Source organism: Micromonospora sp. NPDC047527, assembly GCF_040643015.1.
Taxonomy (GTDB): domain Bacteria; phylum Actinomycetota; class Actinomycetes; order Mycobacteriales; family Micromonosporaceae; genus Micromonospora.
Genome location: NZ_JBEYTK010000001.1, coordinates 1077317 through 1101151 on the forward strand (window position 1 = coordinate 1077317; position 23835 = coordinate 1101151).

Annotated in this window: 20 protein-coding genes; 16 read left to right on the forward strand and 4 right to left on the reverse strand. The window is 73.2% G+C overall.

The window, feature by feature from the left end; all coding sequences use genetic code 11:
* The first annotated feature begins 1 nt into the window (after window position 1).
* The 3 genes from ABZ808_RS04590 to ABZ808_RS04600 all read left to right on the forward strand — a co-directional run bounded on the left by ABZ808_RS04590 (window position 2) and on the right by ABZ808_RS04600 (window position 4502).
* Entirely contained in the window at window positions 2-1210 is a 1209-nt protein-coding gene (locus tag ABZ808_RS04590) for a sensor histidine kinase (protein WP_357002753.1), read from the forward strand.
* A complete protein-coding gene (locus ABZ808_RS04595; protein WP_357000853.1) occupies window positions 1207-1872 on the forward strand; it encodes a response regulator transcription factor in 666 nt (221 codons plus the stop codon). Before ABZ808_RS04590 ends, ABZ808_RS04595 begins: the two co-directional genes overlap by 4 nt.
* Before the next feature lie 146 nt (window positions 1873-2018).
* Window positions 2019-4502, forward strand: a complete 2484-nt coding sequence (locus ABZ808_RS04600) for an ABC transporter permease (protein WP_357000856.1) — start codon at window positions 2019-2021, stop codon at window positions 4500-4502.
* Window positions 4503-4607: 105 nt separating this feature from the next.
* Here the strand turns inward: ABZ808_RS04600 and ABZ808_RS04605 are convergent, their stop codons facing one another.
* Both ABZ808_RS04605 and ABZ808_RS04610 read right to left on the reverse strand, forming a co-directional pair.
* Complete coding sequence (locus ABZ808_RS04605; RefSeq protein ID WP_357000858.1) at window positions 4608-5870, reverse strand: nucleotide sugar dehydrogenase; 1263 nt, start codon at window positions 5868-5870, stop codon at window positions 4608-4610.
* A gap of 96 nt (window positions 5871-5966) precedes the next feature.
* Window positions 5967-7331 (reverse strand): serine/threonine-protein kinase, encoded by a 1365-nt coding sequence (locus ABZ808_RS04610; protein ID WP_357000860.1) that lies wholly within the window; start codon window positions 7329-7331, stop codon window positions 5967-5969.
* 515 nt (window positions 7332-7846) lie between these two features.
* On the opposite strand from ABZ808_RS04610, the gene ABZ808_RS04615 reads away from it, so the two are divergent.
* The 9 genes from ABZ808_RS04615 (at window position 7847) to ABZ808_RS04655 (ending at window position 15626) form a co-directional block, all read left to right on the forward strand.
* Entirely contained in the window at window positions 7847-8596 is a 750-nt protein-coding gene (locus ABZ808_RS04615; RefSeq protein ID WP_357000863.1) for an RNA polymerase sigma factor, read from the forward strand.
* A gap of 1 nt (window position 8597) precedes the next feature.
* Window positions 8598-9467, forward strand: a complete 870-nt coding sequence (locus ABZ808_RS04620) for a hypothetical protein (RefSeq protein WP_357000865.1) — start codon at window positions 8598-8600, stop codon at window positions 9465-9467.
* A 152-nt stretch (window positions 9468-9619) separates the two neighbouring features.
* Window positions 9620-10855, forward strand: coding sequence for an ergothioneine biosynthesis glutamate--cysteine ligase EgtA (gene egtA, locus ABZ808_RS04625; protein ID WP_357000868.1), 1236 nt, complete (start codon window positions 9620-9622; stop codon window positions 10853-10855).
* Window positions 10856-10971: 116 nt separating this feature from the next.
* Window positions 10972-12309: an ergothioneine biosynthesis protein EgtB gene (egtB, locus tag ABZ808_RS04630; protein WP_357000871.1), complete on the forward strand. Its 1338-nt coding sequence runs from the start codon at window positions 10972-10974 to the stop codon at window positions 12307-12309.
* 40 nt (window positions 12310-12349) lie between these two features.
* Entirely contained in the window at window positions 12350-13096 is a 747-nt protein-coding gene (gene egtC / locus ABZ808_RS04635; RefSeq protein ID WP_357000874.1) for an ergothioneine biosynthesis protein EgtC, read from the forward strand.
* A 45-nt stretch (window positions 13097-13141) separates the two neighbouring features.
* Window positions 13142-14107, forward strand: a complete 966-nt coding sequence (gene egtD / locus ABZ808_RS04640; protein WP_357000877.1) for an L-histidine N(alpha)-methyltransferase — start codon at window positions 13142-13144, stop codon at window positions 14105-14107.
* A 215-nt stretch (window positions 14108-14322) separates the two neighbouring features.
* Window positions 14323-14910: a TMEM165/GDT1 family protein gene (locus ABZ808_RS04645; protein ID WP_357000879.1), complete on the forward strand. Its 588-nt coding sequence runs from the start codon at window positions 14323-14325 to the stop codon at window positions 14908-14910.
* A 39-nt stretch (window positions 14911-14949) separates the two neighbouring features.
* Window positions 14950-15312, forward strand: a complete 363-nt coding sequence (locus ABZ808_RS04650) for a DUF1622 domain-containing protein (protein ID WP_357000882.1) — start codon at window positions 14950-14952, stop codon at window positions 15310-15312.
* Complete coding sequence (locus tag ABZ808_RS04655) at window positions 15309-15626, forward strand: hypothetical protein (RefSeq protein WP_357000884.1); 318 nt, start codon at window positions 15309-15311, stop codon at window positions 15624-15626. Before ABZ808_RS04650 ends, ABZ808_RS04655 begins: the two co-directional genes overlap by 4 nt.
* Window positions 15627-15655: 29 nt before the next feature.
* Here the strand turns inward: ABZ808_RS04655 and nhaA are convergent, their stop codons facing one another.
* Window positions 15656-17017, reverse strand: coding sequence for a Na+/H+ antiporter NhaA (gene nhaA, locus ABZ808_RS04660; protein WP_357000887.1), 1362 nt, complete (start codon window positions 17015-17017; stop codon window positions 15656-15658).
* Between the two features lie 382 nt (window positions 17018-17399).
* On the opposite strand from nhaA, the gene ABZ808_RS04665 reads away from it, so the two are divergent.
* Window positions 17400-18860: a polysaccharide biosynthesis tyrosine autokinase gene (locus ABZ808_RS04665; RefSeq protein WP_357000890.1), complete on the forward strand. Its 1461-nt coding sequence runs from the start codon at window positions 17400-17402 to the stop codon at window positions 18858-18860.
* Here ABZ808_RS04665 and ABZ808_RS04670 read toward each other — a convergent pair.
* Window positions 18841-19395, reverse strand: coding sequence for a low molecular weight phosphatase family protein (locus ABZ808_RS04670; protein ID WP_357000893.1), 555 nt, complete (start codon window positions 19393-19395; stop codon window positions 18841-18843). The genes ABZ808_RS04665 and ABZ808_RS04670 overlap by 20 nt on opposite strands.
* 168 nt (window positions 19396-19563) lie before the next feature.
* Here ABZ808_RS04670 and ABZ808_RS04675 point away from each other — a divergent pair, with 168 nt between their 5' ends.
* From ABZ808_RS04675 to ABZ808_RS04685, 3 genes are all read left to right on the forward strand, one after another.
* Entirely contained in the window at window positions 19564-20811 is a 1248-nt protein-coding gene (locus ABZ808_RS04675; protein ID WP_357000895.1) for a glycosyltransferase family 4 protein, read from the forward strand.
* 99 nt (window positions 20812-20910) lie between these two features.
* A complete protein-coding gene (locus ABZ808_RS04680) occupies window positions 20911-22695 on the forward strand; it encodes a DUF4012 domain-containing protein (protein WP_357000898.1) in 1785 nt (594 codons plus the stop codon).
* 13 nt (window positions 22696-22708) lie between these two features.
* Window positions 22709-23332, forward strand: coding sequence for a hypothetical protein (locus tag ABZ808_RS04685; RefSeq protein WP_357000901.1), 624 nt, complete (start codon window positions 22709-22711; stop codon window positions 23330-23332).
* Window positions 23333-23835 lie beyond the last annotated feature (503 nt).

Consider the following 23835-nt stretch of genomic DNA (forward strand, 5'->3'; position numbering starts at 1 on the left):
GCTGACCGTGAGACGCACGATGTTTGGCCGCCCGCTGCGCGCTGTCGCGTTCGACGTGGCCGTCTCGGCCGCCGTGGTGCTCTTCGGGCTTGCCGGCGCGGCCAACCAGCCGGGCGGCTGGGCCGCCACCGGCATCGGCGCGGCGATGGCGGTGGTGCTGTTGTTCCGCCGCACGCACCCGGGCGTGACGACCACGGTGGTCGCGGCGCTCGCCCTGGTCCAGGTGATCGCCGGGTGGGGTCCGCTCGCCTTCGACATCGCCGTCCTGATCGCGCTCTACAGCGTCGTCAAATACGGCAGACGTCTGCGCGACGGCCTCCTGGCCGGCGCGGTCGCCGCCGTGGGCGTGCTGCTCGCCGCGGCGCAGACCCCCAGCGGCATCAGATGGTGGGCCACGGCGCTGTGGTACGCGCTGGTCACCGGAGCGGTGTGGCTCGTCGCGCTGAACGTGCGGACCCGCCGGCTGTATGTGCTCAGCCTGGAGGAACGCGCCACCACCCTGGAACGCGAGCGGGAGGCCGAGTCCCGGGCGGCGGTCGCCGAGGAGCGCACCCGAATCGCCCGTGAGTTGCACGACGTGGTGGCGCACAGCATGGCGGTGATGATCGTCCAGGCGGACGGGGCACGGTTCATGCTCGACCGCGACCCCGAGCAGGCCCGCACCGCCGTGAAGGTGGTCGCGGACACCGGCCGGGCGGCGTTGGAGGAGATGCGCCGGCTGGTCGGCGTACTGCGCGACGCGGGACCGTCCGACTCCGGCGACTCCGTGGTGGCCGACCCGGAGCACCGCCGCCTCGCCCTGGCCGAGTTGCCCGATCTGCTGGCCCGGTTCCGCGACGCCGGACTGGTCGTACGGGACACCGTCACGGGCGACGCGCTGGCGCTGCCGCCCGGCCTGGAGCTGACCGTCTACCGGGTGGTGCAGGAGGCGCTGACCAACGCGCTCAAACACGCCGGCGTCGGCGCCGGCGTCGAGGTGACCCTGGCCTACACCGACGACGCCGTCGCGGTCCGGGTGATCGACGACGGTCAGGGCCGCCCGGTGGTCAGCCCGGCGCCGTCCGGCGGTCACGGTCTGCTCGGCATGCGCGAGCGGGTGACGGTGTACGACGGCACCCTCACCGCCGGCCCCCGACCGACCGGGGGCTGGCAGGTCGACGCCCGGCTACCGCTACCGTCAGAGCCCGCAACGGAGGTGATCGCGGCATGACGGTCCGGGTGGTGATCGTGGATGACCAGGCGCTGGTGCGCGCCGGGTTCCGGATGGTGCTGGACTCCCAGCCCGACCTGGAGGTGGTCGGGGAGGCCATCGACGGTGCGGACGCGCTGCGCGTGCTGGCCCGCACCGAGGCCGACGTGGTGGTGATGGACATCCGGATGCCGACCATGGACGGCGTGGAGGCGACCCGCCGGCTCTGCGCCGAGCGCCCGTCGGGCCCGCCCCGCGTGCTGGTGCTGACCACCTTCGACACCGAGGCCGACGCGTTCGCGGCGCTGCAGGCCGGGGCGAGCGGCTTCCTGCTCAAGAACGTCCCGCCGGAGGAGCTGCTGTCCGCGATCCGGGTGGTGGCCCAGGGCGACTCGGTGGTCGCGCCGTCGATCACCCGGCGACTGCTGGACCGCTTCGCCGGTCAGTTCGCCGCCGGCCCGACCGTCGACCCCCGGCTGGCGCAGCTCACCGAGCGGGAGCACGAGGTGCTGCTGCTGGTCGCGCAAGGGCTGTCCAACGCCGAGATCGCCGCGAAGGCCCACGTGGCCGAGGCGACGGTGAAGACCCACGTCGGACGGATCCTGGCGAAACTCCAGCTCCGCGACCGGGTTCAGGCGGTGGTGCTGGCGTACGAGAGCGGGCTGGTCACCCCCGGCAGGTGAGCCGACGTACGACCCGGGTCGTACCTCCGGCGGGGTCGACCGCGACTCAAGCCGTACGCAGGTCGAGCGCGTAGGTGGAGATCAACTAGCCTGCGCCGGCCCTAGCGTTGAGGGGTCCGATCCGCGCCTGCACCGGGAGCCCTTCCATGATCCGATTGACGCTGCGTTCACTGCGTGCCGAGGCGCTGCGGATACTGCTCTCCGCGCTGGCCGTCGTGCTCGGCGTCGCGTTCATCGCCGGCACCCTGATCTTCGTCGACGGGATGCGCTCCGGCGCGTACGACCGGGCCGGCACGTTCGACCGGCACACCGACCTCGGTGTCTACCCGAGCGGCGACACTCCGCTGCCGGCCAGCCTGGTCGAGCGGGTCCGGACGGTCGACGGGGTGGCCGCCGCGGCCGGGGAACTGACCGGCACAGCCGGGATTGTCGGCCTCGACGGTCGCCCGGTCCTCGGCTTCGCGGTGCTCGCCGCCATTCCCACCGAAGCCGCCCTGCGCTCGTACGACGTGGTCGCCGGTCGCCTGCCCGACCGCACGGGAGAGGTGGTGCTCGACGCGCCCACCGTGGCCGAGGAGGGCTTCACCCTCGGCGGCCCGGTCCAGATCGGCGGCACCGGCGGCGCCGCCCGCCCGTACACCCTGGTCGGCACCGTCGACGTGGCCGGCACCGTCCGCGACATCGGCGGACCGTTCATCGGCCTCGTCGGGCCGGACGCCCTCGCGGTCACCGACGAGCAGGGGTACGGCCGGATCATGGTGGCGGCGCGACCGGACACCTCCGATGCGGCGCTGGCCGAGCGGGTGCGTGCGGCCGTCGGCGCCGACGTCGAGGTGAAGGGCCGCCAGCAGATCCTCGACGAGGCCGTCGACGACGCGGTCCGTGATCTCAACCAGTTCACCATGCTGCTGCTCATGTTCGTCGGCGTCGCCGTGGTGGTGGCCGGCTTCGTGATCGCCAACACCTTCGCGATCGTGCTGGCCCAGCGCACCCGGCGGACCGCGCTGCTGCGCCTGGTCGGCGCCACCCGAGGGCAGGTCTTCCGGGCCGCCCTGCTGGAGGCGGCACTGGTCGGGTTGGTCGCCTCCGCGCTCGGGGTGCTGCTCGGGGTGGGCCTCGCCGCCGCGATGCGGGCGCTGATGTCCCGGCTGGACGTGCCGTTCTCCGGTGGCCTGACCGTGGCCGGCTCGACTGTGCTGACAAGCCTGCTCCTCGGTACCGCGCTCACCGTGGCCGCCGCCCTGCTGCCGGCCTGGCGGGGCACCCGGGTCGCCCCGGTGGCCGCCCTCACCGACGCCGCGGTGCAGCCCAGCCGGGGCGCGGGCGAGGTGCGGCTGTTCCTCGGCGCGGTGGTGCTCGGCCTCGGCGTCGCCGCGTTGGCCGGCGCCGCCAGCGCCGGGCAGGTGCTGCTGGTGGCCCTGGGCGGAGTGCTCGCCTTCTTCGGCATCGTGCTGTTCGGGCCGGTGCTCGTCCCGGCGATGGTCCGCGTGATCGGCTGGCCCGTCCGCCGGCTCGTCGGGACGACCGCCGGGCTCGCGGTCGAGAACGCGGTCCGCAACCCGCGTCGGGTCGCCGCGACCGCGACGGCCCTGGTGATCGGGATCGGGCTGGTGTCGGCGTTCGTGGTCGGGGCACGCAGCACCAAGGACGGCATCGAGCGCAGCGTGGACGACCAGATCGGGACGGACTTCGTGGTCAGCGGCATCGGTCAGAGCCTGCCCGTGCCGCTCACCGGCGAGCTGGCGGCCCGGCCCGAACTGGGCGTGGTGCACGAGCAGCGCACGGTGATCCGCGACGACGTCCGAATCCGCAGCGCCCACCCGGCGCTGGTCGGTCGGACGCTGGGCGGTGTGCTGGGCGGCGACGTCGGACGGCTCGGGCCGGGGCAGGTGCTGGTGCACCGGGAACTGGCGCAGGAACGCGGCTGGCAGGCGGGCTCCCCGCTCACCGTCGAGGGGCGGCGGTTCCGGGTGGCCGCGGTGGTCGCCGACGATGAGGCCGCCATGGTCGCCGATGCCGTGCCCGCAGGTCACGTCATCGACCTGGTCGACGCGGACTTCGCGGCCCTCTTTCCCGACCGGCGGGGTTTCCTGGCCGAGATCGACCCCGCCGAGGGGGTGAGCGCCGAACGCGCCCGGGAGGCGATCGAGGCGGTGCTGGCCCGCTACCCGACGGCCAACATTCTGGACCAGGGCGCGTACAAGAAGATGCTCACCGGCACGGTCGACATGCTGCTGGCGTTCGTCACCGCGCTGCTCGGTCTCGCCGTGGTCATCGCCCTGGTGGGTGTGGCGAACACGCTGAGCCTGTCGGTGGTGGAGCGCACCCGGGAGAACGGGGTGCTGCGGGCGGTCGGGCTGACCCGGAGCCGGATGCGGGCCATGCTCGCCGTGGAGGCGGTGCTGATGGCGCTGGTCGGCGCGGTGCTCGGCATCGGGCTGGGCACCGGGGTCAGCGCGGCGGCGATGGCCGTGCTGAACCGCATCGGTGGCGACTTCCACGTGGTGCTGCCGTTCGGCCAACTCGGGCTGATCCTCGGCGTCGCGGTGCTGGCCGCCCTGCTCGCCTCGGTGCTGCCGGCACGCCGGGCGCTGTCCCGACCCGTCGTCGAGGCGCTCGCCGAGCAGTGACCTCACGGCGGTCTGCCGGGCCGGGCGGCGGTGCCGGTCAGGTCGACATCCGCCGGCCGGCCCCGCCGTCTTCCCCGGCGGCGGGACCGGCCAGCGGTGCCGGGCCTAGAGGCGCTCGACCATCGGGCCGGCGCACCGGTTGCGGGTGTCGAAGACGTAGCGGGCGTGCTGGACCACCAGGTCGTAGTCGAAGGTGTCGTGGTCGGTGACCACCACCACCGCGTCCGCGGCCCGCACCTCGCGTTCGGTCAACCCGACGACGGTGACCCCGGCCGGGATCTGGTGCGCCTCGGCGTACGGCTCGACGGCGTGGACCTCGGCGCCGAGCCCCTGCAGGCGGCGGGCCACGTCGACGGCGGGGGAGTCCCGCATGTCCCCGGTGTTCTTCTTGTACGACAGACCGAGCAGCAGCAGCCGCGCGCCGCTCACCGCCCGGCCGTCCCGGTTCAGACCCGCCATGATCCGTTGTGTGACGTGCTCGGGCATCTCGTGGTTGACGTCGTTGGCCAGCTCGATGAACCGGAACTGTCGGCCGAGGCGGCGCTTGACCTGCCACGACAGGTAGCACGGGTCGATCGGCAGGCAGTGCCCGCCGACGCCGGGGCCGGGTCGGAACGGCATGAAGCCGAACGGCTTGGTCTCGGCGGCCTCGATCGCCTGCCACACGTCGATGTCCAGGTGGTGCGAGAGCATCGTCAGCTCGTTGATCAGCGCGATGTTGACCTGGCGGAAGGTGTTCTCGATCAGCTTGGTCAGCTCGGCGACCTTGGTGGAGTCCACCGGCACCGTGCGCTCCACCAGGCGCTGGTAGAAACCGTCCACCCGGGCCAGCGACGCCGAGTCCACACCGGAGACAACCTTCGGGGTGTTCTCCAGGCGCCAGGTCGGGTTACCCGGGTCGATCCGCTCCGGGCTGTAGCCGAGGTGGAAGTCGCCGGGGCTGGTCAGCCCGCTGGCCGACTCCAGCAGCGGGCGCAGCAACTCCTCGGTGGTGCCCGGGTAGGTGGTCGACTCCAGGATGACCGTGCAGCCCGGCCGCACGTACGGGCCGATGCCGATGCCGGCCTGCTCGACAAAGCTCAGGTCGGGGGTGCCGTCGCGCAGCGGCGTCGGCACGGTGATGACGCAGATGTCAAAGCCCTCGGCGTCGGTGTACTCGGTGCTGGGGCGGTATCGGCCGCTGCCCAGCGCCCGGCCCAGCCGATCGGTGGGGATGTCCTCGACGAACGACTCGCCGGACGCGAGCCGCTTCACGCGGTCGGCGTCCACGTCGAGGCCGATCACGTCGAGCCCGGCCTCGACGGCGCGCATCGCCAACGGCAGTCCGACATACCCCTGGCCGATCACGACCAGTTTCTCAGCGCTCACGCAGGCTCCCGGCAGATGGTGGAAATGACCTGCTGAGAGCCTAGAGAGGATTTCGGCGACGTAAGTCCGTTTTGGGGATAGTGGTGCCGGTGGGACTCAGAGGCCGACCGAGCCTTCCGGTGCCGCCGGGGTGGTCGTGGTAGGCGGCGACGGGGTGTCGGTGGTCTGTGGCGGCGCCGGCGGCGAGCTCGGCGGGGTTGGCGGCGTGCTGGGGGCGCTCGCCGTCGGCGACGGGGTCGGCGACTCGCTGGGCTGCACACTCGGCGTGGCGGTGACCGAGGCCGACGGGGTCGGGTCCGGGACGGGCGGCCGGTTCGGGCGGCCCGGGTCCTCGGTGATCTCCTCGTTGGCCGCCGGCACCTCCATCTGCTCGGTCGGCGCCTGCGTCGGCGCGTTGGTCGGTAGGTTGACCGCCGGCGAGTCGCCGGCGTTGCCCGCCGCGCCCAACGCCGCCCCGAGGCCGACCAGCGCGACAAGCATCGCCGCCGCCGCGCCGACCAACGGCCCTCGACGACGCCGACGCCCCGCCTCTGCCGCGGTCGCCACCGCCGCGCCCATCGGCGCATCGGTGCGGGTGCCCGGCCCGGCTTCGCGCAGCGGGACCGCCGCTGCCATCGCCGTCGGCGGCTCGCCGCCGGTCACCGCGGTGCGGGCAGCCTCGGCCATCGCCGAGCCACTGGTGAACCGGTCGGACGGATCCTTCGCCAGGGCCCGCGACACCAGCGCGCGGACCGCCTCCGGGATGTCGTGCGGCAGCTCCGGCGGCTCGTCGTCCAGGTGCCGGACGGCGACCTGGAGGGGATTGTCGCCGGTGAACGGCGGGCCGCCGGTGAGGCAGCAGTACGCGACCGCGCCGAGCGCGTAGATGTCGGTGGCGCCGCTGACCGGGCGCCCGGCGGCCTGCTCGGGTGCCATGTAGAGGGCGGTGCCCGGCACCGCGTTGGTGCTGGTGATGCTTGTCACGTTGGTGGAACGGGCGACGCCGAAGTCGACCAGGACGACCGTGCCGTCCTCCTGGACCAGGAGGTTGCTGGGCTTGACGTCGCGGTGCACGATGCCGCCCCGGTGCGCCGCGCTCAGCGCGTGAGCCGCCTGGGCCACGATCGACATCGTCTCGGCCACGTCCAGTCGACCGGCCGCCTCGATCCGCCTGGACAACGGCTCGCCGTCGACGAACTCCATGACGAGATAGTCCGCTCGACCGCCGGAGGGCAGGTCGTCCTCGCCGCAGTCGTACACCTGCACGATCCCGGGGTGCCGCAGCGCCGCCATGATCCGTGCCTCGGCCCGGAACCGGGCGATGAAATCCGGGTCGGAGACCAGTGCCGGCAGCAGGACCTTGACCGCGACCTGCCGGCCGAGGATCAGGTCGGTGCCACGCCAGACGTCGCCCATGCCGCCGGTGGCGACACGTACGTCCAGGCGGTACCGCCCGCTGAGCACAACCTCCGGTGACAACACAGCCTTACCGTACCCAGAGTGGCGCGCAACGGCGCGCCGCGGCTGACCGTCCAGATGGTCGTACTCGCTGCCCCATCCGGTCCGACCTCTGTGGACAGGCCCCTCTGTGTAACGCCGTGGCGACACCGCGTGACGAAACCCGTCACGGCTGCTCGTACCCCCGCGTGATCACCACCGACCGCCGTCACCAGCGCGCGGAGCGTCCGCCGCTGATCGCCCGTTACGGCGGCACGCCGCCCCACTGGCTTGAGAATTGTCACTCATCCGTGACACGGTGCCGACTTGTCGCCCCGGTGGTCCGCTCCTACCGTTAGCCCGGCTCGGGCCGCCCCGGCGGGCAGCGCGTCGAGAGCTGACCACCATGGCGCTGGCCCTGACACTCCGCCCGGCCGACCCGGAGGCGGGCGGGATCGGATTCGGCGGAGGGCGGTGCGGGTGCGGGAGCTGGTCCGGCCGCCGGTTCGCGCCGTACGGGGGGCACGGCAGGTTGGTCCCGGACGACCCTTGAGCCGCGGATGACCGCCGAGCTCTCCGAGACGGTCGCCGCCGCCCAGGCCGGGGACGAGGACGCTTTCCGCATCCTCTACCGCAGCCTCCAGCCGGGCCTCCTGCGCTACCTGACCGCCCTGGTCGGCGCGGATGCCGAGGACGTCGCCTCGGAGACCTGGTTGCAGATCTCCCGCGACCTGCCCAGCTTCACCGGCGGCGAGTTCCGCGCCTGGACGGTCACCATCGCCCGCAACCGCGCGATGGACCACCTGCGTCGGCTGCGCCGACGACCGTCGCTTCCGGTTCCGGTGCAGGCGCTCACCGAGTTGGCCGGCGACGCGGACACCGCCGAGCGGGCGGGCGAGACGATCGGCACCGAGGCCGCCCTGGCGTTGATCGCGACCCTGCCGCCCCGCGAGGCCGAGGCGGTCCTGTTGCGGGCCGTGGTCGGGCTGGACGCCGAGTCCGCCGGCCGGGTGCTGGGCCGGCGCGCCGGCGCTGTCCGGACCGCCGCCCACCGTGGCCTGCGACGACTCGCCGCCCTGCTGGACCGGCAGGCGGTCGCGGACCTGCCGTCGCCGGGTGCCGACGCCCCGTCGCCGGGTGCCGACGCCCCGCCATCGTCGGGCGTCGACGTCACGACCCCGTTGGCCGGCGCGGACGGCACACGCGTCATCCCGCTGGCCGGCGCGGTCCCGGCGGTCGGCGCCGACGGTGTCGCACCGCGGACCGGTCGCTCCCGCCGGACGTCGCAGGCCGAGCAGGTGGACGGCTGACATGAGGAGATTCCGGATCAACCCGTACCGGCCGGACCGGCGTTCCGGCCGCGCCGAAACCGAACGGCGGCTCGACGCGGCCCGCGCCGACGCGACGGTCGACCAGGGCGGGGCCGGCGGCCCTGCCACGCCGGCCCACCCTCGCGCGGGCGTGGACCCGCCGACGGCCGGCGCCTCGGAGGCCGTGCCGGAGCGGAACTCCGCGTCGGCCGCCGACCCGCTGGCCCGGCTGCTCGCCGCCGCCGCCGCACCGGCTCGACCGGGGGAACTGGCCGGCGAGGAGGCCGCGCTCGCCGCGTTCCGGGCCGCCCGGGCCTCCGCCGCCGCGCCGGCCGTGGCCCGCCGACCGCGTCGCCGCCGACTGACCACCGGCGCGCTGGCCTGGATCGGGGCGCTGGCGGTCACCGCCACGGCAGGCGCCGCGTTCGCCGCCGCCGGCCTGGACCTGGCACCGGATCCGGATCCGCCGACACCCACCAGCGCGCCACCCACCTCCGGTGGCACCGAGACGACCCCGCCCGTCGCGCCGAGCCGGTCGGCGCCGCCGGCCAGGCCGTCCGGCACGCCGTCGACCCCCGCCACACCGCCGGCCGGGGCGGCGCCGAACGGCCAGTTGCGCGGGCTGTGCCGTGCCTGGCAGGCCAAGAAGCCCGCGCAGCGGGACAAGGCCCTGCGGACGCCGGCCTTCCAGCGGCTGGTGGAGGCCGCCGGCGGGGCCGGTGCGATCGAGGCGTACTGCCAGCGGCTGGTGCCCGAGGCGAAGCCCGGCCCGGCGAAGCCAGCGCCCTCGGCGGAGCCGTCCGAGTCGTCGAACCCGCCCGGATCGGCGAAGGTCAAGCCGTCGCAACCGGCGGGGCATGTCCCGCACTGAGCGGTGGTCGGCGCGGTTCGTTCCGCCCTGCGGGGGGAAATTCGTCTGTTAGACAGGGGTTGGTGGCGTCGTCGACGCCCCGACGGTGTCGCAGGGCGGGTTTACGGTGGCACAGTGTCTCGGACCTGACGCACGGAGAGGAGGCACCACTGGTGGTGACATCGCCCGAGCTGGACCGCGGCGCGATCCTGCGGGAGTCCGCTGCCGCAGGCCGGCATCTCGCCCGGATCTGCTTCAAGACCGGCCCACCGACACGCACGGGTGTCGAACTGGAATGGACCGTGCACGACGCCGACGATCCCGCTCGGCCCGTCGACCTGGGGCGCCTGCGGGCGGCACTGGGCCGACACAGCCCCGTCACGCTGGACGCCACGAGCCCCGCCGAGCCGCTGCGACACGGCGGCGCGGTGACCCTGGAGCCGGGCGGTCAGCTGGAGATCTCCACCCCGCCGCGTTCCTCGACCGCCGCGCTGATCCAGGCCACCGAGGCCGACATCGCCCAGGTCACCGGCCTGTTGGCCGCCGCCGGCCTGATTCTCGGCCGCAGCGGCATCGACCCACACCGTCGGCCCCGCCCGGTGCTGGAAACTCCCCGCTACCGCGCCATGCGCGGCGCCTTCGACAGGCGTGGTCCGGCCGGCCGGACGATGATGTACAGCACCGCCGGCCTGCAGGTCTGTCTCGACGCTGGGGAGCCCGACCAGGTGGCGGCACGCTGGGCGGCGGCCCACGCGGTCGGGCCGCCGTTGCTCGCGGCGTTCGCCTCGGCCGACCGGCACGCGGGCCGGCGCACCGGTTGGGCCTCCGCGCGGATGGCCGCCTGGTTGGCCATCGACCCGGCCCGCACCCGGCCGGTCTGGGCGCCGGGCCGCGCCGACGAGGACCCGTCGGCCACCTGGATTCGGTACGTCCTCGCGGCGCCGCTGCTCTGCCTGCGTCGCCAGAGCTCCGACTGGGCTCCACCGCCCGGCGTGACGTTCGCCGACTGGCTCGACGGGGCGCTGCCCGACCCGCCGACCACCGACGACCTCGACTACCACGTCAGCACGCTCTTTCCGCCGGTACGCCCGCGCGGCTACCTGGAGTTGCGATATCTGGACGCCCAACCCGGCCGGGACTGGCGCCTTCCGCTGGCGGTGCTGAGTGCCTTGTTCGCCGACCCCGGCACGGTGCGGGCGGCCTACACGATCGGCGCTCCGGCGGCGCACCGATGGTCGGCCGCGGCCCGGCACGGCCTGGCCGACCCCGAGTTGGCCGCCACCGCGGCGGCGCTGCTCGAGCTGGCCCTGACCGCACTGCCCCGGCTGGAGCTGCCGGCCGCCATCCACGACGAGATCCACCGAGGTGTACGGCGGCGGTTGGCCGCCACAGAGAGGGGAGACCGGTGACCGCGAGGAGTGAGCCGGGGTTGCGAGCCCCGCAGTCGGGAGCGGATGGCGTCGCGGTGACCGCGAGGAGTGAGCCGGGGTTGCGAGCCCCGCAGTCGGGAACGAGGGAGATCGCGGTGAGCGCGAGCCTGGCGGGGCAGGCCGACGGTGAGCAGTTGCGTGGCCGCATCGCGGCGGAGTTGGCTCGTGCCCGCTCGCGTACGACCCTGTTGACCGAGGTGGTCGACGACGCCGACCTGATGCGCCAGCACTCGCCGCTGATGTCGCCGCTGGTCTGGGATTTGGCGCACGTCGGCAACCAGGAGGAGTTGTGGCTGGTCCGCGATGTCGGCGGCCGGGAGCCGGTCCGGTGCGACATCGACGAGTTGTACGACGCGTTCAAGCAGCCCCGCCGTGATCGCCCCGCGCTGCCCCTGCTGCCGCCCGCGGAGGCGCGTGCCTACCTGGGCACGGTTCGCGACAAGGTGCACGACCTGCTCGACGCGGTGCGCTTCACGGATCGGCCGCTGGTGGCCGACGGGTTCGCCTTCGGCATGATCGTCCAGCACGAGCAGCAGCATGACGAGACGATGCTCGCCACCCACCAGTTGCGTTCGGGGCCGGCGGTGCTGCACGCCCCGCCGCCGCCCGAGCCGACCGCCCGCGTCGGCGGGGAGGTGCTGGTGCCGGCCGGTGAGTTCGTCATGGGCACCGACGCCGACCCGTGGGCGCTGGACAACGAGCGCCCCGCGCACCGCGTCGACCTGCCCGCGTACGTCATCGACGCGGCACCGGTCACGAACGGCGCGTATCAGGCCTTCATCGCCGACGGCGGCTACTCCGATCCGCGCTGGTGGAGTGCGGCCGGCTGGGCGCACCGGGTCCGGGAGCAGCTCGACGCGCCGATGCACTGGCGTCGTGACGGCGACGGCTGGGCGTACCGGCGCTTCGGCCGGTGGGATCCGGTCCGCGCCGACGAGCCGGTGGTGCACGTGTGCTGGTACGAGGCGCAGGCGTACGCGACGTGGGTCGGTAAGCGTCTGCCGACCGAGGCGGAGTGGGAGAAGGCCGCGCGGTGGGATCCGGCGACCGGGCGGTCTCGGCGCTACCCGTGGGGTGACGACGACCCGACCGAGGTGCACGCCAACCTCGACCAGCGCCATCTGCGGCCGGCGCCGGTGGGCGCGTACCCGGCCGGCGCCTCGCCGCTGGGCGTGCACCAGCTCATCGGCGATGTGTGGGAGTGGACGTCGAGCACCTTCACCGGTCATCCGGGTTTCACCGCGTTCCCGTACCGGGAGTATTCGGAGGTTTTCTTCGGCGGCGATTACCGGGTGCTGCGCGGTGGCTCGTTCGGCACCGACCGGTCGGCCTGTCGGGGCACCTTCCGTAACTGGGACTATCCGATCCGACGGCAGATCTTCAGCGGCTTCCGCTGCGCCCGCGACGCCGGCCCGGACGAGTCGCGCCGGTGAGCGGTCGCCGGGCCGACCGGGTGGCGGGTGGGGCGCGCTGATGTGTCGCCACCTGGCCTATCTGGGCCCGCCGGTCACGCTGGCCGAGCTGTTGTTCGACCCGGAGCACTCGCTGGTGCGGCAGTCGTGGGCGCCGCGCGACATGCGTGGTGGCGGCACGATCAACGCCGACGGGTTCGGCGTCGGCTGGTACCCGGGCGACGGTGATCCGGTGCGGTACCGGCGTGCCCAGCCGATCTGGAGTGACCCGACGATCGCCGATCTCGCGGCGGTGACCCGCGCCGGCGCGGTGCTGGCCGCGGTCCGCTCGGCGACCGTCGGTATGGCGGTGCTCGACGGCGCCGCCGCGCCGTTCGCCGAGGGGCGGTGGCTGTTCAGCCACAACGGTGTGGTCCGGGGCTGGCCGGACGCCGTGGTGCCGCTCGCCGCAGGCCTGCCGGTGCGTGACCTGCTGACCCTGGACGCCGCCACCGACTCGGCGCTGCTGTGGGCGCTGGTCCGGCATCGGCTGCGCGCCGGTGACGACCCGGCGGAGGCAGTCGCCCGGACGGTGGCCGACGTGGCCGCGGCGGCTCCGGGGTCGCGGTTGAACCTGCTGCTCACCGATGGGCGGCGGGTGGTGGCGAGCGTGTCCGGGCACGCGCTGTCGGTGCGTGCGCAGCCGGGTTCGGTGCTGCTCGCCTCCGAGCCACACGACGACGACCCGGGGTGGCGGTCGGTGCCGGAGGGGCACCTGGTCACCGCCACGGCGGACGAGGTGCGGGTACGCCCACTGCCGGCCCGGTGAGCCGGGCGGTCGGGCACGTGTTGACGAAGCAGAGAGGCAGGACCGATGACCGCTGAGCCGTTGGAGATCTACCTTGAGCAGCAGGATGTGGAGCATGGTCTGCGCGAGGACGTCCGGGCCGGGCTGACCGCCGAGCCGAAGTGGTTGCCGCCGAAGTGGTTCTACGACTCCCGGGGCAGCGAGTTGTTCGAGGAGATCACCCGGTTGCCCGAGTATTACCCGACCCGGGCCGAGCGGGTGGTGCTGGCCGAACACGCCGACGACATCGCGACTCTGACCGGTGCCAAGACCCTGATCGAGCTCGGTTCGGGCTCGTCGGAGAAGACCCGGCTGCTGTTGGACGCGTTCACCCGCCAGGGCGGGCTGGGCACGTTCGTCCCGCTCGACGTGTCGGTCAGCGCGCTGCTGGGGTCGACCGCGCAGATCGCCGCCGACTATCCGGGGCTGCGGGTCCGGGGCATCGTCGGGGACTTCACCCGGCAGCTCGACCGGCTGCCCGCGGGCGGTCGGCGGCTGGTGGTGTTCCTCGGCGGCACCATCGGCAACCTGCTGCCGGCCGAGCGGGCCGAGTTCCTGGCCGCGATGCGCGCCGCGCTGGAGGTCGGCGACTGGCTGCTGCTCGGCACCGACCTGGTGAAGGACCCGTCGGTGATCGTGCCCGCGTACGACGACGCGGCCGGCGTGACCGCCGAGTTCAACCGCAACGTCCTGCACGTGATCAACCGGGAGTTGGGCGCTGACTTCGACCCGGAGGCGTTCGCGCACGTCGCGTGCTGGGATCCGGGCCACGAGTGGATCGAGATGCGGCTGCGGGCGACGCGGCCGATGCGGGTCCGGGTGCTGGACCTGACCGTGGAGTTCGCCGAGGGGGAGGAGCTGCGCACCGAGGTGTCGGCGAAGTTCCGCCCGGAGGGGATCGCCACCGAGTTGGCGGGTGCGGGCTTCGCCGTGTCGGAGTTCTGGACCGACCCGCGAGGGCTGTTCGGGGTGAGCCTCGCCCGGGCGCGTTGAGGCTGCTCACCCGTCCCGTCGGGTCGGTTGGTGATCGGCTAGGCTGGTCGCGCGAAGGGGAGTAGCCCCCAATGTCGTGGTCGACATACTGGTGCGTTCCGCATCCGGCCACGCGGCCTCGGTTATCCGAGGCGGGCGAGACCTTCGACTCAGGCTGTTGCAGCCGGGTCGAGGGCGCCCCGTACCTCCTCCCGGCATGATCGGGAAAGGACGTCATGGAGGGATTTTTCGCCGCGCTCGTCGTCAGCTTCGGCGTCATCTTCGTCGCCGAGCTGGGAGACAAGTCCCAGCTGATGGCGCTGACCTTCGCCACGCGGTTCAAGACGATGCCCGTGCTGATCGGCATCACCATCGCCACGGCGGTGGTGCACCTGGCGTCGGTCGCCATCGGTTCGGGTCTGGGCGCTGTGCTCCCCACGGAGTGGATCTCCCTGGTGGCCGGTGTGGCGTTCCTCGGCTTCGGCGCGTGGACGCTGCGCGGTGACAAGCTCACCGAGGAGGAGAAGCGCAAGGCCGAGAAGACCAGCAAGACCGCCATCGTGGCGGTTTCGGTGGCGTTCTTCCTGGCCGAGTTGGGCGACAAGACGATGCTCGCGACGATCACCCTGGCCACCCAGTACGGCTGGTTCGGCACCTGGCTCGGCTCCACGGTCGGCATGGTGGCCGCGGACGCGCTGGCCATCCTCGTCGGCCGGATGCTCGGCCGCCGGCTGCCCGAGAAGACCATCAAGTACGGCGCGGCGGTGCTCTTCGCCATCTCGGGTCTCTGGCTGATCCTGGAGGCGGTGAACGACCTGACCTGAGCACCGACTACCCGCCCCGGTGGCGGGTAACGGCTCCGGGTGGAGCCGGCGGAGCTGCTACGCCAGGGCGACGAGGTGCTGGTCGCTGTGGTGGAGGTCGCCGGAGCACTGGTGATCTTCGTGGGTGCGCTCTGGGCGGCGGTGCGGTTCGTGGTCGAGGGGCTGCGACACCGCACCGCCGCCGTCTTCACCCCGATCCGGCTCTCCCTGGGCCGGTTCCTGACCCTCGGCCTGGAGTTCCAGCTCGCGGCGGACGTGCTGCGCACCGCCGTGTCGCCGTCGTTCACCCAGATCGGTCAGTTGGCGGCGATCGCCACGATCCGGACGGCGCTGAACTACTTCCTGGGCCGGGAGATCCGTCAGGAGCAGCGGCAGGTGGCCGACGGGGAGCGCGGGACGTGATCGCCGTACTGGTCGACGTGGTGACCGCCCTCGCGCTGCTGGCCGGTGTGGTCACGGTGCTCAGCGCCCGCGCGGCCCGCTCCGCCGTCCGGGTGCTGTTGGACCTGCTGACGGCGGCCGGCCTGCTGCGCCTCGCCGGCACCCCGACCTGGAGCGGCCTGGCCGCCGCGGCGGCGATCATCGCGCTGCGCCAACTGCTCGCGGCGGCCATGAGCGCCGCACCCTCGTGGTCGAGTCGAGGATCCGGGCCGGGCAGCGCCGACGATCACCACCGGCCGCCGGCAGCCGCGAAGCAGGGCACCGCCGGGGGATGACCACAACGCCGGCGCCCGCGCGGCGGCGGTCAGCCCCGGCCCGGTTCCTGGAAGACGTCGGGCACCCCGTCGCCGTCGGCGTCCAGCCGTTCCCGCTCGGCCACCCGCCGGTACGCGGCGTTGCGCCGGACCAGCACGATGGCTGCCAGGCCGGCGGAGATCACCGAACCGGCCAGCACGGCCGCCTTGACCCGGTCGTCGGCCGTGCTGCCGGCGCCGAAGGCCAGGTCGCCGATGAGCAGCGAGACGGTGAACCCGACGCCGGCCAGCAGGGCGATACCGAGCAGGTCGGGCCAGGTGATGTCCTCGTCCAACTCGGCGCGGGTGAACCGGGCCAGCAGGTAGGTCGAGCCGAAGATGCCGATGCTCTTGCCGAGCACGAGGCCGGCGACGATGGCGATCACCACGGGTTCGGTCAGCAGGGCGCCCAGGTCGGTGCCGCGCAGCGTCACGCCGGCGGCGAACAGGGCGAAGACCGGTACGGCGATGCCGGCTGACACCGGCCGCCAACGGTGCTCCAGGCGCGCGGCGAGCCCGCCGACCTGCCCGCTGTCGTCGCCCGCCGGGGCTGCGCCCACGCGTCGGCGGGCCAGCACCGGCACGGTGAAGCCGAGCAGGACGCCGGCCACCGTGGCGTGCACCCCGGAGGCGTGGACCAGGGACCAGGTGGCCAGCGCGAGGGGGATGAGTGCCCACCACCAGGTACGACCGCGCTGCACCAGCCACGCGAAGAGCCCGATCGGCGCGAGCGCGGCGAGCAGAGGCAGCGGGTGGAAGTCGGCGGTGTAGAAGACGGCGATGATGGTGATCGCGAACAGGTCGTCGACGACGGCGAGGGTGAGCAGGAAAGCGCGCAGGCCCTGGGGCAGGTGCGAGCTGACCACCGCGAGTACGGCCAGCGCGAACGCGATGTCGGTGGCGGTGGGAATCGCCCAGCCGCGGAGACCGTCACCGCCCGCCGTCAGGATGACCGCCACGTAGATCAGCGCGGGCAGCGCCATCCCGCCGAGGGCCGCGACCACCGGCAGCGCCGCGCGTCGCGGGTCCCGTAGGTCACCGGCGACGAACTCACGCTTGAGTTCCAGGCCGACCACGAAGAAGAAGATGGCCAGCAGGCCGTCGGCGGTCCAGGTGGCAAGCGTCAGGTCGAGGTGCCAGCGTTCGCCGCCGGGCCAGGGCACCCAGTTCGACAGCCGGGTGTACGACGCGGCCCACGGGGAGTTCGCCCAGACCAGCGCGAGTACGGCCCCGACCAGCAGCAGGGCGCCGCCGACGGTCTCGGTGCGCAGCACGTCGGCCAGGTGTCGGGCCTCGGGCCAGGACGATCGCGTCAGGATCCGGGCGCGCGGACGGTCGGACGGCCGATCGGGCAGCGGGGTGCGGTCGGGCATCTGGCGGGTTCACCTCGGGCATCGGGACGGCAGGGGGCCAATCGCCGACCAGACTTCCCGGCACACCGTGCTCGACCCTATCCGGGCCGCGGGGGGACGAGGAGCGCGGGCACCCGTGTTGACCGGCGTCGATCGGCCTCCGGTCGTCGGCGCGGATGGGTGCGGTTGCCGTCAGATCGGCTGTGGACTTTTCCGCGCTGTCACCGCTGCCGAATGGTCGTCTTCCGGGTTGGGCATGCGAGCGCACCTAGCGCCGCCGAAAATACGTAACTCCGGACATAAGGCGTATGAGCCGCTTTAATGGTTTCACGAGTTAACAAACGACCTTGGGGGTTTTCGTGAAGTTCTTTGGCGTAACCGGACCGGCACGGAGGCGCACCTGATGGACCTGCTCCGCCAATTGCGCCACGTGCGTCGGCACTGGTGGGTCGTACTGGTCACGGTCATGGTGGCCCTGGGCGTCTCGGCGTTCCTGACCGTACGGGCCCAGCCCCGGTACGTCGCCTCGGTGACCTTCTTCGTCACCACTCCCAACTCGGGCGTCACCGACGCCTACCAGGGTGGTCTCTTCCTGCAGCAGCGCGTCAAGTCGTACGCCGATCTGCTCACCAGTGACCGCCTGGCGCAGAGCGTGGTGGCCGAGACCCCCGTCGGGCTCACCGCGGACCAGGTGCAGCGTCGGGTGAGCACCTCCACTGAGACCGGCACGGTCCTGCTGCGCGCGTCGGTCACCGACACCGACCAGACCCGCGCGCTGCGGGTCACCGAGACCCTCGCCGCCAAGTTCGTCGACCTCGTGCAGAAGGTCGAGACGACGCCCGAGGGCAAGGCGCCGATCAAGATCGAGGTGGTCAGCGGCCCCCGGGTCAGCGCGAGCCCCGTGTCGCCGCAGCCGGTGCGCAACCTCGTCCTCGGTGGACTGCTCGGTCTGGTGCTCGGCATCGGCCTGGCGATCCTGCGCGGCGTCGCCGACATCCGGCTGCGGGACTCCGCCGGTCTGCAACGCGCCACCGGCAGCCCGCTGCTCGGCGAGATTCCGTTCGAGAGCACCGCCCGCACCGCCCCGCTGATCGTCGGTGATGCCGCGACCTCGGCACGCGCCGAGGCGGTCCGCAAGCTGCGTACCAACCTGCGGTTCGTGGACGTGCACGAGCCGGCCCGGGTCATCGCCGTGACCAGCGCGTTGCAGGGCGAGGGCAAGACCACGCTCTCCTGCAACCTGGCCATCGCGCTGGCCGAGGCGGGCTGGCGGGTGCTGCTGGTCGACGCGGACCTGCGCCGCCCGAAGGTCGACGAGTACCTGGGCCTGGACGCCGGGGTCGGCCTCACCGACGTGCTGGTCGGTGACGTGCTGGTCGGTGACGTCGTGCAGCGCTGGGGCGACAAGTCGCTCCTCGTGCTGCCCAGCGGCTCCGCCCCACCGAACCCGAGCGAACTGCTTGGCTCCAAGGCGATGGCGGATCTGCTGCTCGCTCTGCGCGAGTCGGCCGACATCGTGATCATCGACACCGCGCCGCTGCTCGCGGTGACCGACGGTGTCGTGGTGGCCGTCCAGGCCGACGGCGCGTTGCTGGTCAGCCAGCAGGGCCGCACCTCGCGGGCCCAGGTCGCGGCGGCGGCCCGCTCGCTGCACTCGGTGTCGGTGCGGCTGCTCGGCTGCGTGCTCAACATGGCCAAGGTGGCCAAGGCCGAGGCCTACCAGTACGAGGCCTACCGGGTGGTCGCGTCCGCGGTCAAGCCGTCGGTGCCGGCCGACCGGGCCACGTCCGCCCGGCACAGCGAGGACGCCGGAGTCAACGGCGTCAGCGACCGCACCCAGGAACTCACCCGGTTGCCCCGATGAGCGCGGCGAGGGGTCGTAGCGACCGTTCGATCTCCTCAGCGCAGCGTCGGAAGTCGGCGGCGGTGCCGCCGATCGGGTCCCGCAGGTCGTCGGCATCCGGGGCGGCGGGTTGCAGCCGTCCCCGGGCGTTGGCGGCGGCGACGATCGCGGCCCGCAGCGGGTCGCCGGCTGGCTCGGCGGGGGTCTCGGCCGCCGCCGCCAACCGGCCGAACTGCCGCAGGGTGAACGTGCGGTGCAGCGCGCCGGGCGCCAGCGCGGTGCAGACGGAGCGTTGCCGGCGGGTCGCGGTCAGCACGAGCGTCGCGTCGGCCAGGTGCTCTGGGCGCAGCGTCCGACTGGCGAACACCGTCGGGTCGGCGCCGTTCTCGGCGGCGATCTCCAGGGCGTACGGATGCATGGCCATGCCGTCCATCGCGTCGGTGCCAGCGCTGGACACCAGCACCGAGCGGTCGGCCAGCAGCCGCCGCGCCAGGTACTCCGCCATCGGTGAACGGCACAGGTTGGCGTGGCAGACGAACAGCACGTGGTCGACCATCGGTGGCCCTCTCGTCGGTGCGGACGCGGGCCGCCGCACCGCGGGGGCGGTGCGTCGACGCCGGTGGCCGCGCGGGGAGGGGTTGTTGGCATCGTACGCGGGCCGGGTGCCCGCCCGGCGCGGTGCCGCGCCGAGCGACGCCGTTGCGCGGCCGACGGCGGTGGCACGGTGAGGGTTGGCATCCTGTCCTACCACTTCCCGCCCGAGCCGGCCTTCATCCCGGGCAGCCTCGCCGAGGAGTTGGCCGCGCGGGGTCACGAGGTCCGGGTGCTCACCGGCTTCCCGGACTACCCCGGCGGCCACGTCTATCCGGGCTGGCGGCAGCGCTGGCACCACGAGACGCACAGTCAACGGTTGTCCGTCCGGCGGGTGCCGCGATACTCCGCCGGCGCCGGCTCCACCGGCGCGCGGATGGCCAGCTATCTCTCCTTCGCCGGCAGCGCCTCGCTGGCCGCGCGCCGGTTCCTGGGCGACGTGGACGTGCTCTACGTCTTCCAGTTACCGGCCACCACGTTCGCCACCGCCGCCGTGCTGCGGCTGCTGCCGAAGGTGCCGGCGGTGCTGCACGTGCAGGACGTCTGGGCGCGCGACGGCGCCGACGAGGCGAACGACCGCCGCTGGTCGGCGCGGATGGGCACCGCGATGACCCGGATCTACCGGACCGCCGCGCGGGTCGCGGTGACCGCGCCCTCGATGCGGGATCTGGTCGTCGCCGCCGGCGCCGACCCGGCCCGGGTCCGACTGGTGCTGAACTGGACCGACGAGCGGATCTTCCACCCGGCGACGCCCGGAGCGGCGGCCCGCCAACTGGTCCGCCGCGACGACCGCTGCGTGGTCATGCATGCCGGAACCATCGGCGCCCGTCAGGGGCTGGAGACGGCGGTACGGGCCGCTGCGGCGCTGGACCGCACGATGGACCTGGTCCTGGTCGGTTCGGGCGCGGACGAGCGGCGGGTGCGGGGGCTCGCCGCCGAGTTGAGCGCGGAGAACGTCCGCTTCCTGGAGCGACGGTCCCCGGTCGACATGCCCGAGTTGTACGCCGCCGCCGACTACCAGTTGGTCATGCTGCGCGACCTGCCGGAGCTTCGCGGCATGGTGCCCGCCAAGCTGCAGGCCGCGCTCTCCTGCGCCGTGCCGGTGGTGGCCTCGGCCGGTGGTGACACCGCCGAACTGGTCGAACGTGCGCGAGCGGGGCTGTCCTGCCCGCCGGAGGACTGGGCCGCGCTGGCCGACCGGTTCTGGTTGGCCGCCACCATCCCGCCGCCGACGCGCGTCGACATGGGTCGCCGGGGCCGGGAGGCGTACCTGCGGGAGATGTCCCTGCCGGCCGGGGTGGATCGGATCGAGCGGTTGCTGCACGAGGCGGCCGGCCGGGTTCCGCAGCCCGCCGAGGAGCCGCGAGGAAACCTCGCGTAATAGGCCATAAATGCCATAACGGTACGAGATTGCCCGCAGCATGTTAAGAACGTCAGGGAATCAGGCCTACTGTCCGATTCCGCGAAACGGAGTGTGCTTGTGACGGAGAGCGAACGGCCAGGTCGACGGCGAAGCCGATCCCGGCGGCGCCGACGGGCGCGCCTGCGCCGGGCTCTGCTCGGTGCGCTGGTGGTCGGCTCGCTGCTGCTGGCGAGCGGCGGATGGGTCGGCTTCCGTGGCTGGCAGGCGCGTACTCACCTGCTCAACGCCGCCGGCCTGGCGCGGGAGTTGAGCGCGCAGGTGGTGGGCGGGGACACCGACCGCGCCCTGCGCACCCTGGCCGCCCTGCAGGAGCAGGCCGGCGCCGCTCGCGCCGCCACGGCCGACCCGAGCTGGCACGTCGGACGCCGTACCCCGTTCGCCGGCGACGACCTCGACGCGGTCCGGCGGATCGCGGTCGCCATCGACGAGCTGGCCCGGCAGGCGTTCCCCACCCTGCTGCGCGCCGACCTGACCAGCCTGGTGCCCTCCGGAAACCGGTTGGACCTGGCGAAGCTCACCGCGGTCTCCGCCGAGCTGTCCCGGGCGGACGCCGCCGTGCAGACCACACGCCGTGACCTGGCCGCCGTGCCCGCCGACCGCCTGGTCAGCCAGATCCGGCAGGCGCTGACCGACCTGCGTGGCGAGATCGACCGCCTGGCCAGCCTCACCGCCGCCGCCGACCAGGGCGCCCGGCTGCTGCCGCCGCTGCTCGGCGCCAACGGCCCGCGGCGATACCTGCTGGTCTCGCAGAACCTGGCCGAGCTGCGCGCCACCGGCGGCATGTTCGGCGCGTACGCGATGATCGAGGCCGACAAGGGTTCGGTCCGGATGGGCCGGCAGGGCAGCAGTTCCTCGCTCGAGAGGTTCGTGCCGCCGCTGAAGTTGTCCGCCGAAATCCGGGCCCTCTGGACCGATCTGCCCGGCATGTACCCCGCCGACGTCAACCTGACCCCGCACTTCCCGACCGCCGCGGCCCTGTACCGGGAGATGTTCCGGCGCAGGACCGGCACCACGGTCGACGGCGTGCTCGCCGTGGACCCGGTGGTGCTGTCGTACCTGCTCAAGGCGACCGGCCCGGTCACGGTGCCCGGCGGAGTGTCACTGGCCAGCGAAAAGGTCGTGCAGACCCTGCTCAACGAGAGCTACCAGCGGCTGGACGTGAAGCAGCAGGACGAGTTCTTCGCCGCGTCCGCCGCTGCGGTGTTCGACGCCTTCTTTACGAAGAATGTCAACCCACGGGTGTTGTTGTCCGCATTCGACCGTGCTATCACCGAACGCCGGATATTGTTCTGGAGTGCCCGACCGGAAGAACAACGGACGTTCGGCGACAGCCGGATGGCCGGGACGCTCCCGGAACAGGACACCGTGCCGACGGTCGGCGTCTTCCTCAACGACGGCAGCGGCGCGAAGCTCGGCTACTACCTGCGGCCGACGGCGAACCTGACAGTCGGCGAATGCCGGCCCGACGGCCGCCGCGAGCTCCGGCTGCGGGTCACCCTGCGCTCCACGGCGCCGAAGTCAGGACTCAGCAAGTCCGTCCTCGGCCTCGGCATGGCTGGTGATCCGTACACCGCTCGCACGTTGGTGTCGGTCTTCAGCCCGGCAGGGGGCGCAGTGCTCGACGCCCGGCTCGACGGGTCGGACACCGCGCTCGGAAGCGGCACCGAACGACGCCGCCAGGTCGCCACGGCCAACCTCGAGGTCGGCCCCGGCGCCGAGCGGACGTTGGAGATGACGGTCCTGACCGCCAAAACCAGCGTCGGGCAGGCCGAGCTGTGGCTGACGCCGACAGCCAGCCCATGGACCACCCAAGTTCATTCCGCACCACGATGTGACCAGTAGGAGGGAACCAATCATGCGGCTATCCCGCATCATCATGGCGCTCACGGTCGGTCTGGCCGTGGTGGCCGTGCCGACCGCAGCGGGGGCGGCAGCGCCGCAGCCGACGCCGTCCGCGACCACGGACCCACCCCAGCCGCCGCCGTACACGCCGCAGCTCACCTCGCTGACGGTCAACCGGCCGACGATCTACCTCGGCGAGACGGTCGTGCTCACCGGCACCGGCTTCCGCGGGAACGAGACCGTCACGATCTCGGTGACCGTCACGCCGCTGGCGGCCCCGGCCCGCGGCCAGGCGCCGGCCCGCCGCAGCGACGGCAGCACCGTGGCCATGGCCCCGGTCGCCTACCAGGCGAGCGCCCCGCTGACCTTCACGGCGCGCACCAACGCCCAGGGCAGCTTCACCAAGAGCTACCGGCCGTCGGTGACGGGTCTGCTGACCTTCACCGCCAGCGGCCGGGACCGGTCCGCCAGCGCCGAACTGCGGGTGCTGGACAAGAAGCAGCCGTTGCCCGTCACCGGTGACAGCATCGGTACTCCCATGAAGCTCGGCGGCGGCCTCGTCGGTGCCGGCGCGATCATGCTGCTGCTGACCCTGGCCTGGCGTCGCCGCCAGCGCCTCGGTGGAGTCGCGCACTGATCCGCACCCCCAACCGGGCAGTGCCCGGATCGCACCTCAGGCTGGCGCCCGTCGGAGTGTTCCGACGGGCGCCAGCCTCGTCCGTACCGTCGACCCAGCCGTGTGGCGTCGTCACGGTGCAGTTGAAGACGACGTCGACGGATCCGACCCCGCACGGCGACCCTCTGACCATCACCCGGCAGCGGCTCCGTACGCGAGATCGTCACCGGCGTCGACCGGCTGTTGCGGTTCGTCGTGCGCGTGCGCGTGGGCGTTGACAGGGCCAGGGCGTGGGCGTGTCCGGGCTCTGCCCTCGTGGGCGGGGCGTGGGCGTGTCCGGGCTCCGCCCTCGTGGGCGGGACGTGGCAGGGGCCCACCGTGTCCGGCTCTGGGCCGGTCAGGCGTGACCGTGTCCTGGCACGGGCCGACCCGTGCGGTGGCTTGGGGTGTTCGGGCGGCTCGGGTTGGGTTGGGGTGTGGGCCGCCCGGGTGGGATGTGTGGACGGCGCGGGCTTGGGGTGTTT

Bases quoted from the DNA above. Each gene is read 5' to 3' on its own strand.
- ABZ808_RS04645 (WP_357000879.1), top strand. From the start codon at position 14,323: ATGGAGGGATTTTTCGCCGCGCTCGTCGTCAGCTTCGGCGTCATCTTC.
- nhaA (WP_357000887.1), bottom strand. From the start codon at position 17,017: ATGCCCGACCGCACCCCGCTGCCCGATCGGCCGTCCGACCGTCCGCGC.
- ABZ808_RS04615 (WP_357000863.1), top strand. From the start codon at position 7,847: ATGACCGCCGAGCTCTCCGAGACGGTCGCCGCCGCCCAGGCCGGGGAC.
- egtC (WP_357000874.1), top strand. From the start codon at position 12,350: ATGTGTCGCCACCTGGCCTATCTGGGCCCGCCGGTCACGCTGGCCGAG.
- ABZ808_RS04595 (WP_357000853.1), top strand. From the start codon at position 1,207: ATGACGGTCCGGGTGGTGATCGTGGATGACCAGGCGCTGGTGCGCGCC.
- ABZ808_RS04685 (WP_357000901.1), top strand. From the start codon at position 22,709: ATGCGGCTATCCCGCATCATCATGGCGCTCACGGTCGGTCTGGCCGTG.
- ABZ808_RS04620 (WP_357000865.1), top strand. From the start codon at position 8,598: ATGAGGAGATTCCGGATCAACCCGTACCGGCCGGACCGGCGTTCCGGC.
- ABZ808_RS04665 (WP_357000890.1), top strand. From the start codon at position 17,400: ATGGACCTGCTCCGCCAATTGCGCCACGTGCGTCGGCACTGGTGGGTC.
- ABZ808_RS04600 (WP_357000856.1), top strand. From the start codon at position 2,019: ATGATCCGATTGACGCTGCGTTCACTGCGTGCCGAGGCGCTGCGGATA.
- ABZ808_RS04670 (WP_357000893.1), bottom strand. From the start codon at position 19,395: ATGGTCGACCACGTGCTGTTCGTCTGCCACGCCAACCTGTGCCGTTCA.
- egtD (WP_357000877.1), top strand. From the start codon at position 13,142: ATGACCGCTGAGCCGTTGGAGATCTACCTTGAGCAGCAGGATGTGGAG.